Source organism: Bacillus sp. 205(2023) (assembly GCF_037027485.1).
Taxonomy (GTDB): Bacteria; Bacillota; Bacilli; order Bacillales; family Bacillaceae; genus Bacillus; species Bacillus halotolerans.
Genome location: NZ_JAXCHF010000003.1, coordinates 177,037 through 191,928, shown reverse-complemented (window position 1 = coordinate 191,928; position 14,892 = coordinate 177,037). Strand labels below are relative to the sequence as shown.

At 45.8% G+C, this 14,892-nt stretch carries 16 protein-coding genes; 10 read left to right on the top strand and 6 right to left on the bottom strand.

Annotated elements, in window-relative coordinates; genetic code table 11:
• Positions 1–23: 23 nt before the first annotated feature.
• Positions 24–590 carry a YjgB family protein gene (locus WA325_RS11330; RefSeq protein WP_105953686.1) on the bottom strand — a complete coding sequence of 189 codons (567 nt, stop codon included), beginning with the start codon at positions 588–590 and terminating at the stop codon, positions 24–26.
• A gap of 147 nt (positions 591–737) precedes the next feature.
• On the opposite strand from WA325_RS11330, the gene fdhF reads away from it, so the two are divergent.
• The 4 genes from fdhF to WA325_RS11310 all read left to right on the top strand — a co-directional run bounded on the left by fdhF (position 738) and on the right by WA325_RS11310 (position 5,836).
• The gene (gene fdhF, locus WA325_RS11325; protein WP_336183636.1) at positions 738–3,695 is read left to right on the top strand and encodes a formate dehydrogenase subunit alpha; all 2,958 of its coding nucleotides are present in this window, start codon (positions 738–740) and stop codon (positions 3,693–3,695) included.
• Positions 3,688–4,248 carry a DUF1641 domain-containing protein gene (locus tag WA325_RS11320; RefSeq protein WP_105953684.1) on the top strand — a complete coding sequence of 187 codons (561 nt, stop codon included), beginning with the start codon at positions 3,688–3,690 and terminating at the stop codon, positions 4,246–4,248. Before fdhF ends, WA325_RS11320 begins: the two co-directional genes overlap by 8 nt.
• A gap of 290 nt (positions 4,249–4,538) precedes the next feature.
• On the top strand, positions 4,539–5,126 hold the full coding sequence (locus WA325_RS11315) for a DUF4352 domain-containing protein (protein WP_248338225.1): 588 nt from the start codon (positions 4,539–4,541) through the stop codon (positions 5,124–5,126).
• Positions 5,127–5,218: 92 nt separating this feature from the next.
• Positions 5,219–5,836, top strand: a complete 618-nt coding sequence (locus tag WA325_RS11310) for an NUDIX hydrolase (protein ID WP_336183635.1) — start codon at positions 5,219–5,221, stop codon at positions 5,834–5,836.
• A 33-nt stretch (positions 5,837–5,869) separates the two neighbouring features.
• Here WA325_RS11310 and WA325_RS11305 read toward each other — a convergent pair whose 3' ends face one another.
• Positions 5,870–6,148, bottom strand: a complete 279-nt coding sequence (locus WA325_RS11305) for a hypothetical protein (protein WP_024121023.1) — start codon at positions 6,146–6,148, stop codon at positions 5,870–5,872.
• 389 nt (positions 6,149–6,537) lie between these two features.
• Between WA325_RS11305 and WA325_RS11300 the strand changes: the two genes are divergently transcribed.
• The 3 genes from WA325_RS11300 to WA325_RS11290 all read left to right on the top strand — a co-directional run bounded on the left by WA325_RS11300 (position 6,538) and on the right by WA325_RS11290 (position 9,533).
• Complete coding sequence (locus tag WA325_RS11300) at positions 6,538–7,728, top strand: cytochrome P450 (protein WP_336183634.1); 1,191 nt, start codon at positions 6,538–6,540, stop codon at positions 7,726–7,728.
• Positions 7,729–7,751: 23 nt separating this feature from the next.
• Positions 7,752–8,930 (top strand): macrolide family glycosyltransferase, encoded by a 1,179-nt coding sequence (locus WA325_RS11295; protein ID WP_336183633.1) that lies wholly within the window; start codon positions 7,752–7,754, stop codon positions 8,928–8,930.
• A 63-nt stretch (positions 8,931–8,993) separates the two neighbouring features.
• Positions 8,994–9,533 carry an AAA family ATPase gene (locus tag WA325_RS11290; RefSeq protein ID WP_105953680.1) on the top strand — a complete coding sequence of 180 codons (540 nt, stop codon included), beginning with the start codon at positions 8,994–8,996 and terminating at the stop codon, positions 9,531–9,533.
• Between the two features lie 67 nt (positions 9,534–9,600).
• Here the strand turns inward: WA325_RS11290 and WA325_RS11285 are convergent, their stop codons facing one another.
• Positions 9,601–9,786 carry a hypothetical protein gene (locus WA325_RS11285; protein WP_010333860.1) on the bottom strand — a complete coding sequence of 62 codons (186 nt, stop codon included), beginning with the start codon at positions 9,784–9,786 and terminating at the stop codon, positions 9,601–9,603.
• 178 nt (positions 9,787–9,964) lie between these two features.
• Between WA325_RS11285 and WA325_RS11280 the strand changes: the two genes are divergently transcribed.
• Positions 9,965–10,783, top strand: coding sequence for a uroporphyrinogen-III synthase (locus WA325_RS11280; RefSeq protein ID WP_336183632.1), 819 nt, complete (start codon positions 9,965–9,967; stop codon positions 10,781–10,783).
• A gap of 75 nt (positions 10,784–10,858) precedes the next feature.
• On the opposite strand, the gene WA325_RS11275 is transcribed toward WA325_RS11280, so the two are convergent.
• The 3 genes from WA325_RS11275 to WA325_RS11265 form a co-directional block, all read right to left on the bottom strand.
• Positions 10,859–11,611 carry an ABC transporter permease gene (locus tag WA325_RS11275; protein ID WP_248339182.1) on the bottom strand — a complete coding sequence of 251 codons (753 nt, stop codon included), beginning with the start codon at positions 11,609–11,611 and terminating at the stop codon, positions 10,859–10,861.
• Positions 11,611–12,363, bottom strand: coding sequence for an ABC transporter ATP-binding protein (locus WA325_RS11270; protein WP_336183631.1), 753 nt, complete (start codon positions 12,361–12,363; stop codon positions 11,611–11,613). The genes WA325_RS11275 and WA325_RS11270 overlap by 1 nt, the downstream gene beginning before the upstream one ends.
• 121 nt (positions 12,364–12,484) lie before the next feature.
• Positions 12,485–13,456 (bottom strand): DMT family transporter, encoded by a 972-nt coding sequence (locus WA325_RS11265; RefSeq protein ID WP_336183630.1) that lies wholly within the window; start codon positions 13,454–13,456, stop codon positions 12,485–12,487.
• A 129-nt stretch (positions 13,457–13,585) separates the two neighbouring features.
• Between WA325_RS11265 and WA325_RS11260 the strand changes: the two genes are divergently transcribed.
• A complete protein-coding gene (locus tag WA325_RS11260; protein WP_442895279.1) occupies positions 13,586–14,098 on the top strand; it encodes a cupin domain-containing protein in 513 nt (170 codons plus the stop codon).
• A 374-nt stretch (positions 14,099–14,472) separates the two neighbouring features.
• Positions 14,473–14,889, top strand: a complete 417-nt coding sequence (locus WA325_RS11255) for a DUF1641 domain-containing protein (RefSeq protein WP_010333866.1) — start codon at positions 14,473–14,475, stop codon at positions 14,887–14,889.
• The last annotated feature ends 3 nt before the right edge of the window (positions 14,890–14,892 follow it).

The following is a 14,892-nucleotide window of genomic DNA, read 5'->3' as shown; positions in this document are numbered from 1 at the left end:
AAGCGGCTGAGCCGCAAGTGCTTTTATCTTGCTCTTAGATTGACATGGTCGGCTGTCTGGTCTTTTCCAACGACGAAATGGAGCTCATAACGGCCTGTATCATAGATATAGTCGATTTCATCCGTGAATGGGACGGTTAAAATTCGGTCGGCGGGGCCAATTTGATCGCTCAGCACATCCGGTGTAACCCCTCCAAGATTCAGACGGCGTTCTACTCCGGTTCCAAAGTAACGGATTTCTGAAATGGTCATGTCTTTGTTATAGGAAAAGCCGTAGCCGGGATTTCCCATATTCCAGCTGTATAGATCAAACATATTGTTTCCTCCAGCCGGTCTTTCCGGTTCTCCCATCTTGGCATGGACATCCCCTTTTGTGCTTTTGTTAATCGTAAGACCTTGTACCTGCTGCGGCAGTTCACCTGTAAAAGCGGTATTATAAAGATTTTTTACAAGCTCAGCGGATGATGAGGTTGTTTCTTCAGCAGGCGGATTTGTCTGAGCGGCAGCTTTTTCCGGAATTGCCGTCCCCAAGCCAAAAACAGTGCCTGACAGTGCTGCTGCCGCTGTTAATGCGGAAATGGTTTTCTTCATGGTTATCCCTCCCTTTTTTGTCTATCATGACGTTTCCCGGTGTTCGTGCATTAAAACATTTGTATGCGCTCTGTATGTTTTAATCAGCACATGTAAGGGAACTGAAATGGGTAATTCGGTATATAAACGCAAGAAAGGGGAATGGAGATGGCGGACACAAAAAAAGTAACCATAAACGGCGTTGAGATGGAGACAGCCGGAGACCAGACGGTGCTGCAGCTTTTGAATAACAGTTCAATCGAAGTGCCGCAAGTATGCTATCATCCGAGCCTTGGGCCGATAGAAACATGTGATACGTGTATCGTCAGCATCAATGGTGAACTGAAGAGATCGTGTTCAGCTGAAATAAAGGATGGCGATGTCATTGATACGCTTGCGTCTGACGTGAAAAAGGCACAGGTCATCGGGATGGATAAAATCTTATATAATCATGAGCTTTACTGTACAGTTTGCGATTACAACAATGGAGGATGCGAAATACATAATACGGTGAAGGAAATGAAAATCAATCACCAAAGCATCCCGTTTGATCAAAAGCCTTATCATAAGGATGAATCCCATCCATTTTACCGGTATGATCCTGATCAATGTATTTTGTGCGGCCGCTGTGTCGAAGCATGCCAAGACGTACAGGTGACAGAAACACTGACGATTGACTGGGAGCGGGAACGCCCGCGCGTCATTTGGGATCATGACGTGCCGATTAACGAGTCGTCATGTGTGTCTTGCGGCCATTGCTCAACCGTATGTCCATGCAACGCGATGATGGAAAAAGGAATGGAAGGGGAAGCCGGATATTTAACAGGCATCAATAACGAATCACTGCGTCCGATGATCGAGATTACGAAAGGCGTAGAGACAGGATACGGCTCGATTCTCGCCATTTCTGACATGGAATCTGCCATGCGTGATGAACGAATCAAAAAAACCAAAACCGTCTGCACCTATTGTGGTGTCGGCTGCAGTTTTGATGTTTGGACAAAAGGCAGAGATATTCTGAAAGTGGAGCCACAGGAGGAGGCGCCTGCCAATGGCATTTCCACTTGTGTAAAAGGCAAGTTCGGCTGGGATTTTGTAAACAGCGAGGAGCGTCTGACAAAACCGCTCATCCGCGAAGGCGACCATTTCCGGGAAGCAGAGTGGGAGGAAGCCTTAACACTGATCGCAAGCAAGTTCACTGAATTGAAAGAAGAATGTGGCCCTGACTCACTTGCTTTTATCACGTCGTCTAAATGTACGAATGAAGAATCCTACCTGATGCAAAAGCTGGCCAGAGGGGTTATCGGCACAAATAATGTGGATAACTGCTCGCGCTATTGCCAGTCTCCGGCTACTGCCGGCCTGTTCCGGACAGTCGGATACGGCGGTGACTCAGGATCGATTACAGATATCGCCCAGGCAGATCTTGTTTTAATTATCGGTTCGAACACATCAGAGTCGCACCCGGTATTGTCTACCCGCATTAAACGGGCTCACAAGCTGAGAGGGCAGAAGGTTATCGTGGCTGATATCAGAAAACACGAAATGGCTGAGCGTTCTGATCTATTTGTTCAGCCGCGTGCCGGATCAGATATCGTCTGGCTGAATGCCATCGCCAAATATCTGATTGAAAACGGCAAGGCCGATGAACGCTTTTTGCAGGAAAGGGTCAACGGCCGGGATGAATACGTGAAAAGCCTTGCGCCGTACACACTTGAATATGCAGAGGAGAAAACCGGAATTGATAAACAAACCCTGATTCAAATGGCTGAAATGATTCATGAGGCTGACAGTGTGTGCGCGTTGTGGGCCATGGGCGTGACACAGCACATTGGAGGCAGCGATACAAGCACTGCGATTTCAAATTTGCTGCTTGTCACAGGAAACTACGGAAAACCGGGTGCGGGTTCTTATCCATTACGCGGCCATAACAACGTGCAGGGAGCAAGTGACTTCGGAAGCATGCCAGACAGCCTGCCGGGCTATGAAAAAGTGAAGGATGAACAAGTCCGCAAGAAATACGAACAAGCTTGGGGTGTGCAGCTGCCGAAGGAGCCGGGCATGACCAACCATGAAATGATTGAAAAAATCCATTCCGGCCAGCTGAAAGCGATGTATGTAAAAGGGGAAGAAATGGGCCTTGTCGATTCTAATATCAATCATGTACACGCCGCATATGAAAAACTTGATTTCTTTGTTGTGCAGGACATTTTCCTATCTCGGACGGCAGAATTTGCAGATGTTGTTCTTCCTGCGAGCCCGAGCCTTGAAAAAGAAGGAACCTTTACAAACACTGAACGCCGTATTCAGCGTTTATACCAGGTATTTGAACCTATGGGTGAATCAAAGCCGGACTGGCAGATTATTATGGAGGTAGCGAATAAGCTTGGGGCCAATTGGAATTATGAGCATCCTTCCGACATTATGGAAGAAGCTGCAATGCTGTCACCAATTTATGCAGGAGTAACTTATGAACGTCTTGAGGGCTACAACTCCCTGCAATGGCCTGTAAGTGCTGATGGGAAGGATTCACCTTTACTCTTTACAGAACGCTTTCCTTTTCCGGACGGCAAAGCGATTCTTTATCCGGTTCAATGGACTGAGCCTGAGGAGTTCGGTGAGGAATATGACATCCATGTAAATAACGGCAGACTCTTGGAGCATTTCCATGAAGGAAACCTGACGTATAAATCAAAAGGCATTTCTGAAAAAACGCCGCATGTATTCTTAGAAATTTCTCCAGAGCTTGCGGCAGAACGGGGGATCCAGAACGGGACCCTTGTCAGACTCACGTCGCCTTTTGGAAATGTGAAGGTGAAATGCCTGATCACTGATCGTGTCAAAGGGAAGGAAGTGTATCTGCCAATGAACGATTCTGGGGAAGCGGCGATCAACCTGTTAACAGGCAGCCACGCGGACAAGGATACCGACACGCCTGCGTACAAAGAAACATCAGCGAAGATGGAAATTTTGAAGCAGGATGGAATCAATCCGCTGCCTAAAATCAATCACCGCAACGGAAATCCGCAGCCGCAAATCGGTGTGCAGGTTCATAAAAAATGGGCGCGGAAGGATTACATCTTCCCTGGCGATGCTGTGAAAAGGGGGATTGGGCACAATGGCTAAAGCGATTAAACGCATTCAGAAAGTACAGGTGACCGAAGAAGATCAGCGCAAACGTGATTTGGAAGAAATCGAAGATGCCTTAGTCGACAACAAAGAAGCCGTTCTGGAGACCCTGCATATGCTTGGGCACATGAACGAACGGGGCGTGCTGCCTTTGCTCCGCGGCCTTTTTGGCCAAGGTGATAAAGTCCTTGACATCCTAGTGAAAAAGGCAGATACAGAGGAAATGGCCAATATGCTTAAAAACCTGCTTCTCTTGTTTGGAACGCTCGGCATGCTGGATGTCAAACAGCTGGAGCCGCTCATTTTGAAAGTGAATGCCGGTGTGGCGAACGCGGTAGAACAGAAGAACAGCGAAGAGAAAACAGGTTATTTTGATATCATCCGTTCGCTTAAAGACCCGGAAATCAACAAAGCGGTTACGCTGCTCTTCTCCTTTTTAAAAGGAATGGGACAAGATACAAAGGAGCTGGAACGCACAACTCAGCCTCCGGAACATCAAAAACATCATCAGGAACCCCGAGAGAAAAGGGGAATGGATAAGCGAGATTGACACCCGCCCGAGCCGGCTAATGCCAGCTCGGGTTTTTGTATGAGATGAGTCTTTAGAACTGGGAGGAAATATCTAAATTAGAAACAAGACAAAGAAGCTTTTGTTTTGGAAAATGATAAGCCATCACCGGCCTGTCCAGTATTTTTTCCAGTAAAGGATAAATATCTATGTCATTGGCTGACCTATACTATGAATGGATATGATAGAGTAATTTGTTACTTTGTTCCCTGTTAAGAAAAGGAAAAGCGTGATTATAATAGAAAACGATTACTTTAGATGGAGGAACAGCAATGAAAAAAGCATTATTCATTTTGTTTGTGCTAACGATTGGATTTGCGCTTTCTGCATGTAGCCAGTCCAGTGATGCGTCAGCTGAGCAAAAGACAGAAAAGAAAGAAGCAACAGCAACGGAAAAGAAAACAGAGGAAAAAGAAACCAAAACGGATGAAAAGGTGCATAAAGTAGGCGAAACTTTTAAAGCTTCCAGCACAAATTTCTCGGTCAATAAAGTATATACGACGGCAGAACAAGGCGAGTATAAGACAAAAATTGGGGAGAAAGAAAAAACAATAAATAATAATCAAGAATTTTTAATAGCTGAGGTAACGATCGAAAATACAAGCGACAAGTCTTTCAATTATACGAGTGGCGGTTTTGAATTGAAAGATGGCAAAGATCAATCAATCAGAGCAAACATAGTATCTACTGCTGACCTGAAAACAAGCCTTAAATCAGGAAAGTTAGCCTCGGGTAAAAAGGTAACAGGCACAGTCAGTTTCGTGATTCCAAAAGGAGAAAAAAACCTTAATCTGTCATATAGTCCATCATTTTTAAATTTTGAAACAGAGGATATTACATATTTCGTAAAACTGAATTAAGGTATCTTTTGAGCATGTCACCGGAAAATCGGAGCATGCTTTTTTAATTTAAAAGAGATTGATAGTATAAAATGGTAGTGAGGTGATCAATTATGCAAACCAAATGGCTGGAACGGGCCCAGCGGATTCAGGCGATCGCACAGGCGGGGCTTGCTTTTTCCAAGGATGTTTATGACAGGGAAAGGTACGAAGAGCTGATGAAGCTCAGCGCAGAGATGATGGCGGATTACTCGGAGAAGGACATTGAAGTCATCACTGATTTATGGAAGGGCGAGAAAGGCTATCCGACACCGAAGGCGGATGTTCGCGGCGCGGTATTTCGAGAGAATCGCATATTGCTTGTCCGGGAGAAGCATGACGAGCTGTGGTCACTCCCAGGCGGGTTTTGTGAAATTGGTTTATCACCCGCTGAAAATGTGATCAAGGAAATCAAAGAAGAGTCGGGTTACGATACAGTGCCTTCTCGATTACTGGCCGTGCTGGACAGCCATAAGCATCCTCACCCCCCTCAGCCTTATCATTACTATAAGATCTTCATTGAATGCAGCATAACGGGCGGGCAGCAGAAAACCGGGATTGAGACGAACCATGCCGCTTTTTTTCCGGAAGACAGGCTCCCCCCGCTTTCTCCAAAACGAAACACACAGTCACAGCTCAGCATGCTTTTTGACTTTCAGCGTCATCCGGATAAGAAAACCGTATTTGATTAAACAAAAAAAGAGCCGGAGGCTCTTTTTTTGTTTTTACAGGGCAATATGTTTTTCGCTGGCTAGCTTCAAAAGGGTTAGTACCGAATCGGCTTGTTTATGGCCGAGCTTTTGTTTTAGTTTGCTTTCTTCCACTAAACGGCTTCCATATATATCGACAGAGGCTTTGTCGACGACAGTATGCCAGTTTTCCTGTTTTTTTCCCTCAACGAGCGGTTTTGAATGTCTCTCAGAAAAAGAGAACACAAACAATACAAATGCAAGTGAAAGTACGATGCCGACAACTAGTTTTTTACGGTTGATCTGTGCAGTCATTTGTTCTCTCCTTCACCATTTTACTTTCTATTTAATCATATCTTCAGCATGCTTTACATAATGGAAAAGTCATCTTTTAGAGTAGTGCTTACGTTGCGGATGAGGGCGACGTGTGAGATTTTCATAAGCTATTGATTGCGTTTCTAAAATCGATGAGCATGCCTAAGGTCACGTTGTGAACCAAATCGGGTGTGCGTAATAGAAAAAAATTGAAAGATTATGGTAAGATGAACAACATTCGAGGGGGATTATATGATGCCTGCACCGGCATCTTGAAGACCTGCCTGCTGTTTCAGACGACAAAATGGATGTCCCTCTCTTTTTCGATAGCAGGAGGTGGTGAAGTTCGTCAATTGCTGAATCTTTTCTTTCATGGGGAGGGGAAAAGCATGAATGTGGTAAATCGGCGACAAGCTTTGCAGCGTGCACTGATGAACGGAAAAAATAAACAGGATGCTTATCATCCGTTTCCGTGGTACGAGTCGATGAGAAAGGAAGCTCCTGTTACCTATGATGAAGACAATCAAGTATGGAGTGTTTTTCTTTATGATGATGTCAAAAAAGTGATTGGGGATAAAGAGCTTTTCTCCAGTTATATGCCGGAGCAGATAAGTTCTATCGGGAATTCGATCATTAATATGGACCCCCCAAGACACGCGCAAATCCGTTCTGTTGTCAATAGAGCGTTTACACCGCGTGTCATGAAGCAGTGGGAACCAAGAATTCAAGACATCGCAGATGATCTGATACATCGTTTTCATGGGCGAAGCGAGTTTGATTTGGTCCAGGATTTCTCATATCCGCTTCCTGTCATTGTGATATCTGAGCTTTTAGGCGTTCCTTCAGAGCATATGGATGCGTTTAAGACATGGTCTGATATTTTGGTGAGCACACCAAGAGATGGAAGTGAGGAAGCGGAGAAAGCCTTTCTGAAAGAGCGGAACAAGTGCGAGGAAGAGCTAGCCGCGTTTTTTGCCGGCATCATAGAAGAAAAACGGAAGAAACCGGAACAGGACATCATCTCCATTTTAGTTAAAGCGGAAGAAACCGGCGAGAAGCTTTCCGGAGAAGAGCTGATTCCGTTTTGTACATTGCTGCTGGTGGCGGGAAACGAAACGACAACGAACTTGATTTCAAACGCGATGTACAGCATTTTAGACACGCCGGGCGTTTATAACGAATTGCGGCGGCATCCAGAGCTGGTGCCTCAGGCGGTGGAGGAAGCTCTGCGTTTCAGGGCGCCTGCACCTGTCTTGCGGCGAATTGCCAAACGGGATACAGAGATTGGTGGCCAGCAGATGAAAGAAGGCGACATGGTGTTAGCGTTTGTGGCGTCTGCAAATCGTGATGAAGCGAAGTTTGACAGGGCGCACATGTTTGATATTCACCGCCATCCCAATCCGCATATTGCGTTTGGCCACGGCATTCATTTTTGTCTTGGGGCTCCGCTTGCACGGCTTGAAGCAGCCATTGCGTTAACGGATTTGACTCAAACGTTTTCTCATATGGAGCCAGTCAGTATCACCCCGATTGAAAATAGTGTGATATACGGACTAAAGAGTTTTCGTGTCAACATATAATATGAAAATTGGAGGCTGAAATGATGAGACAGCATCATATCTCAATTATTAATATCCCGGCATACGGACATGTGAATCCCACTCTTGCGTTAGTGGAGAAGCTTTGTGAAAAAGGGCACCGTGTCACTTATGCGACGACTGAGGAATTCGCGCCTGCGGTGAAGCAAGCCGGGGCAAGCCCGCTTTTATATCAAACTACGATTAACGTGGAACCGGAACGCATTAGGGAAATGATAGAGAAAAATGAAACACCGATTAGCATTTTAAAAGAATCGCTCGAAATCTTGCCTCAGCTTGAAGAATTATATCAAAATGACCAGCCTGATCTTATCGTTTATGATTTTATCGCATTTGCGGGAAAATTGTTTGCTGATAAGCTGAATGTGCCGGCCATCAGGCTTTGTTCTTCCTATGCGCAAAATGAATCCTTCCAGCTTGGAAGTGAAGAGATGCTCAAGCAACTCAAACAAGCGGAGGCCGATTTCCAGGTTTACCTTGAGAAAGAAAACTTACCGGCTGTCTCATTTGAACACTTAGCTATACCGGAAGCGTTAAATATTGTCTTTATGCCGCGGTCTTTTCAGATTAAAAACGAAACCTTTGATGAGCGATTCTGCTTTGTCGGCCCTTCACTTGGAAAACGAGGTGAACAAGAGAGCCTGCTGCCGGAAACAGGCAATCGTCCGCTCATGCTGATTTCATTGGGAACCGCTTTTAACGCATGGCCGGAATTTTATCGTATGTGTATAGATGCATTTCGGAATTCCGACTGGCATGTTGTGATGTCAACAGGGATATCAATTGAACCTGACAGTCTAGGTGACATTCCTGACAACTTTACAGTACGCCAGCGCGTTCCGCAGTTGGATATCTTAGCGAAAGCCGATCTGTTTGTTTCTCACGGGGGAATGAACAGTACGATGGAGGCAATGAATGCGGGGGTACCGCTTGTTGTGATTCCGCAAATGTATGAGCAGGAGCTCACTGCCCGGCGTGTTGATGAATTAGGCCTCGGCGTCTATTTGCCGAAAGAAGAGGTCAGCGTCTCCCGTTTGCAGAAGGCAGTTCAGGACGTATCCGGAGATAAAGAAATGCACAACCGTGTAAAAGACATGCAGAAAGACGTAAAAGAAGCAGGCGGAGCGGAGAAGGCAGCTGCGGAAATTGAAGCCTTCATAAAAAAGTCTGTCGTTCCGCAATAACACATTTGCACCCGAAATCTGCTGAGATTTCGGTTTTTCTTCTTTTAAAAAGGATGGGATGCAATGAGTAAAGAAAACGCCGTCTATCTGATTACAGGGGTGATGGCAGCGGGGAAGTCCACAGTTGCCCAGCTTCTTTCTGAGCGTTTAGACAAGAGCGTTCATGTCAGGGGAGATGTATTTAGAAAAATGATCGTAAACGGCGAAATGCAAATGTCAGACACTCCTTCAGCTGAGGCGCTGGAACAGTTGCGTCTTCGCTACCGGCTGGCGGCTAACGTATCGGATATGTATGCTGAAGCGGGGTTTCATACGGTGGTGCAGGATGTGATCATCGGACCTATGTTAGAAGAAATGGTGAAGTTGATCAGTTATCGTCCATTGTATGTGATCGTGTTGGCACCCCGAGCTGACATAATAGCCGCAAGAGAATCAGCACGCAAGAAAAAAGGATATGGAGATATCAGCATTGAATCTCTCGATGCCGTCTTGCAGTCAGAAACACCGCGTCTTGGCCTGTGGCTGGATTCGTCAGAGATGACGCCGGAAGAGACGGTGGGAATGATATACAAAGGGCTGGAGACTGCAGCGAAAATAAAATAATGTATCCTGCTTTCTCCAGCTTGTTCTGGGGTGCAGAGGCCAGCCCCCGCCCCGCGAACATCTTCTATTAAATATTCTTTTTCATCCCGCATCTCCGGCATTCTCTCAAAAACTTTCCGCCTTTTACGGAGCTTTTAAAAAGCGTATAGTCACAATTATCACAGCGTCCGCTATGGACGTCGGGATATTCGTTGAATTCATAAATAACCGATGTGTCGTAGCCTTTTGTTTCGTATTCTTCTTTTGTTTCCATGGTCGATCCTCCGTTAAAGCGTGTCTGTTGTTTATATTACAGCATGCATCCGGTGTATTCAACGGGTAATGAGAGGCATTTGGTTCATCTTGATTTCTCCCTTGGTTTGCGACACAATAGCTTTATTAAAGGTTATATACATATAAAGCCTAAGCTGGCAAAGAGGAGAGGAACGGATATGGGTAAAGGTTTACATGGAAAACGCGTTGCGATCGGCGGTTCTCGGAAAACGGAAGAAATCAGCACAATCATTGAAAAACAGGGCGGAATTCCTGTCGTCCGGCCTCTCCAAGGAACGGTGTACTTGGCAGAGGAGCAGGTGGAGCCGGAGCTGCGCAAATTTGCGGAAGAAAAAGCCGACTGGGTGATCTTTACGACAGGCATCGGTACGGAGACGCTTGTGAAGATGGCAGAGAAAATCGGAGTAAAGGACGAGTTTCTGCTGGCGATTCGCCAGGCTAAAGCGGCGTGCCGAGGGTACAAAACATTGTCTGCGTTAAAAAAGCTTGGCATCACCGCAGAGGCTTCTGATGAAGATGGGACAACCAGCGGATTGATCCGGTCCTTGGAGCCTTACGACTTTTCAGGAAAAAAAGTAATGGTGCAGCTTCACGGAGAAAATGCACCTGCCCTCATAGCATTTTTGAAAGAAAAAGGAGCTTCAGTTTTGCCGATTCTCCCTTATCAGCATATCCCGCCAGAGGAGGAAACGGTGGAACAGTTATGCCGGGAACTGCTGAATGGTGAATTGGATGCTGTTTGTTTTACCACGGCCATTCAGGTTCGTTCTCTGTTTCAATTTGCCAAGGAGCGCGACTTTATCAATGAAGTGAAGGCTGTATTCGAAGAGCATGCCATCGCAGCGGCTGTCGGAAAAGTGACAGCTGAAGCGCTGCGGGAAGAAGGGATCACAAGGCTGCTTGCTCCGGAGATTGAGCGGATGGGCGCGATGATTATTGAACTTTCACGGTATTATGAAGAAATGGCTGGGGAATAAACAGCACAAAAGCCGCTTTTCTGTTGAGAAGCGGCTTTTATGTGATCTGCAAATCCCGAAATCGCTGTCATAATGTTAACCATTTTGCTTCAGCTGCTGATGCGCGGTAAATAATGACGGGTATGTCAGCACGCTGAGTATGACACAAGTCAGCGCGGCGGACGCCATCGTTGTAAAAACAATCAAAAGCTGAAAGCGAACTGCCTGAATCGGGTCCGCGCCCGCTAAGATCTGGCCGGTCATCATGCCGGGAAGCTGGACGAGCCCTAATGTCTTCTGGCTTTCGAGCGTTGGGATCATACTCATTTTCATAGCGGAAGTCAGGATATGCTGTATGGATTGTTTTGGTGTGCCGCCAAGCGACAAAATCAATTGAATTTCTTCCTTGCGCACCCCGATCTCGGAGCTGAGCCGGTTTAAAAACAGGCTCGCGAGCACCATTGAATTTCCGATGACCATTCCGCTGATCGGGATGACATACCGTGCGGTAAGCGGGATGATGTGAAGCGCCAGAAGAATGCCTTGGGTGACGATTTCTACAATCGCTAATGCCACAAACACCCTCCAAAAAGAACCGATTTTCATTTTCTTTCGTTTGACGACGTTTTGCGCCGCCACCGCCAGCATTAACAGCACCATCAGCAGGATAAACACAGGGTGATCCCCATGAAATATCAGCGACAGCACATAACCGATCACAAGCAGCTGTAACGCGGCCCGGATGGTGGCAATGATCATGTCTTTTTCTACGCCGGCTTTAAAGGATTTTGATAAAAACAAGGCGATCAAAACAAAGATCATCGTTAAAGAGAGGGAAAGATAATCCATTATTGAGTGCCTCCCTTCAAAAACTCCTTGGCTGCTTCATGCTGCGGATTAGAGAAAAATGTTTCAGTTTCTGCGATTTCCAGCAGCTGACCATCCGCCATAAACCAAATGGAATCGGCTACTCGTTTTGCCTGCTCCATATTATGAGTCACCCACATGACCGTCAGCTTTTTCTCTTGATGCTGCCTTTTGATCAGCTCTTCAATCTCCAGAGCAGAAACAGGGTCCAGGGCAGATGTAATTTCGTCCAATAATAGGATGGAGGAAGGGTTTGCGAGTGTTCTGGCAAGTGAAAGCCTTTGCCGCTGTCCGCCGGATAAATCCTTGGCGCTCCTGTCTAACAGCTCTGGAGACAGGCCTGTCAGTGAAGCGAGCTCTTCAGGAGAGTAAAGCTGGGTTTGGTGGAGCTTTTGTACCAGATTCAGATTGTCACGCACCGTTCCGTCAAGGACGGGGGCGGATTGAAAGGCAAGGGAGGCCGTCCGCCTCAGTTCATTCACATTCCAGTCTCTGACTTCCTTTCCGTAAATCTTCACTTCACCGTGATCCGGTGTTTTCATCAAATTACACATTGACAGCAGTGTGCTTTTTCCTGAACCGGAAGGGCCCAAAACGGCCACGGTTGCACCCTGTTTAATGTCTCCGGTGACATCCTTTAATACATCATAGGTTTGTCCCTCTTGTTCATAGCTTTTTCGCACAGATGTGAATGAGATTGCTGGTATATCGTCTTTTTGATTGTTTGCTTCCATTAAAATATCACCTTTCAGTTAAGTGGGCTTAGACTATACATAAATATAACGTGAAACAGGTCTCTTTTGGAAGGCGTTAAAAAGAAAGGAGAACGGGCTTTCGCCCATTCTCCAGAAGCTGCTAAGCAGTCAGATTTGACTGAGTTTTCTCTTTAGGTTTTTGTTGGGAAGCGAAGGTATGTAACACCATTCCGGCAATAATAATCATTAAGCCGGCAAACGATAAAATGGAAGGGAAAACACCTGACAGCAGGATTATTTCACCAAGCAAAGCGAATATCACTTCCCCGGATTGTGTTGCTTCAACAGCAGCAAGCTTTTGGGGATGATCTCTTACCATATCCGTTGCCCGGAAAAATAAAACGGTCGCAATGATGCCTGAGCTGACGGCAACGATAAAGGATTGAACGGTTTGCCCCGCGGTCGGGAGGCCATCTGACCACCAACCGTAAGTTGCCAATACAAGCCAGAATGGAAGGCTTGCAAGGGTCATTCCCAGCACACGCTGGAACGTATCAAGCCTGCCTCCGTATTGCTCAAGCATTCTCCGGTTTCCCAGCGGATAGGCGAAAGCAGCAATGACAACCGGCAACACGCTGAAGAGCAGCATTTTTCCGGAAAGCGATTCTGCATGCTGGAGCTGAATCAGCGCTGCCCCAATCAGAATGACGACGGAAGTGCCCAGCGAAACAAGGGGAATCTTTTGCCGAACGAGCAAAGTGCCTCCAGGCGTGTCTTTTTTCTCATAGAAAAATGGAGACAGCAGCACACCGGCTACAATGGTAATTTGCCATGTTCCGGCTACGAGCCAGCCCGGCCCGAATGCGGCGGCAAACGTGATCGGCGCATAAAAAAGAACAAAACCGACGAAGCTCCACTTTATCCAAAAAAACGGCTTTTTCCGCATCTCTTGTAAAAGAGGAACGAACTTCCCTTTCATTATGACAATCAGACATAAAAACGGAACCATAAAAATAAAGCGTAACGAGGCGCTCCAAAGCCAGCTGCCTCCGGATAATTCCATCGCCCTGTTTAAAATAAAGGTAACGGCGAAAAAGAGAGAAGCCAATATTCCGATTACGATCGCTTTCATCAAATCCCTCATTCTGGCATTATTTTTTTATACTATACTACCCGGGATGATACAGATCAACGGAATTGTGAGAAAATAATGATGTTTTACGGATCAATATAAGTGGAAGACAGAAATAGGGAGGTGAAAATGATGGAAACAGAAACGTACTTTTTTCAGGATGACGGCAGGATTCCAAATCACCCTGATTTTCCGCTCGTTATCTATAAAAATGTTTTTATGGGACGTGCTGAACAGGCAGAGCGGATCGTCAACCGGCATGGCTGGCTAAACAGCTGGTCGGGCAGTGTTTTTCCGTACCATCATTATCACAGCAACACGCATGAAGTCCTAATCGCAGTCCGAGGGGAGGCTGTTATTCAATTTGGGGGAGAAAAAGGAGCTGCTGTTCCTGTCAAAACAGGCGACGCAGCGGTCATTCCAGCCGGTGTCGGCCATAAAAAGCTAAGCGCGAGCCCCGATTTTACAGTAATCGGCGCTTATCCAGATGGTTCTCGGTATGATATGAAGACGGGAAAGCCGGATGAAAGAGCGGCTGCGCTAGAGAATATAGAGCAAGCAGTACTTCCGGCATTGGATCCAGTTACAGGAAAAAGAGAACCTCTATTAGACATATGGGTAACGCGTAGGGGAGAAAATTGATGGATTGTCAATAACTAGTGCTGAAGAAATGTTATGACACGGGCACCATATAAATTAATTTCATAATCGAAGCAATTCACGTTCAAATTTTGTTCAAAAAGTGTTATCATATAGAAGGTAATCAAATTGGAGTTTTTTATGTTTGCTATTTTCAGAGAGAGTAAAGGATTTTGACTTATTCAATGGTTTATTTTTGAGATAAAAATAATACTGAATATGGCAAGATGAAAAACTGGGTAGTAAACATTTATTTTTGCGAATGATTGTGCACGAATTCACAATCCTTCTTCTCATGCTTTCAAACATGAGATCAGGGAGAGGCACTACCCTTTCCAAAAAATCAGCATACTGCTTATAGTAAAGGAGAATTGGATATGCCAGAAACAATCGATCAAACAAATGCGTCTGTCAGCCAAAGCCAGCAAGATCTTATTGATCAGCTGTTAAAGCCAGAAGTTCAAGAATCACTGACTGTTTTAGTTGACCAGCTTCCAAAGCTGACTGAGTTAGTGAATATTTTAACGAAGTCTTACGATTTCGCTCAGTCTGTTGCGACTGACGAAGTATTGAAAAGCGATACAGTCGGTGCAATCACTGAAATTCTTGAGCCTGTAAAAGAAACAGCAAAAGAAGTGGCTGCGACTGCAATCGAAGCGAAAGACCGCGCGGATGCTAGCAACGAAACGATTGGACTTTTCGGCCTGTTGCGCATGCTGAAAGATCCTCAAGCTCAAAAGCTGTTCCGTTTTGCTAACAGCTACCTTGAAATCATGAACGAAAAACAAAAATAATCT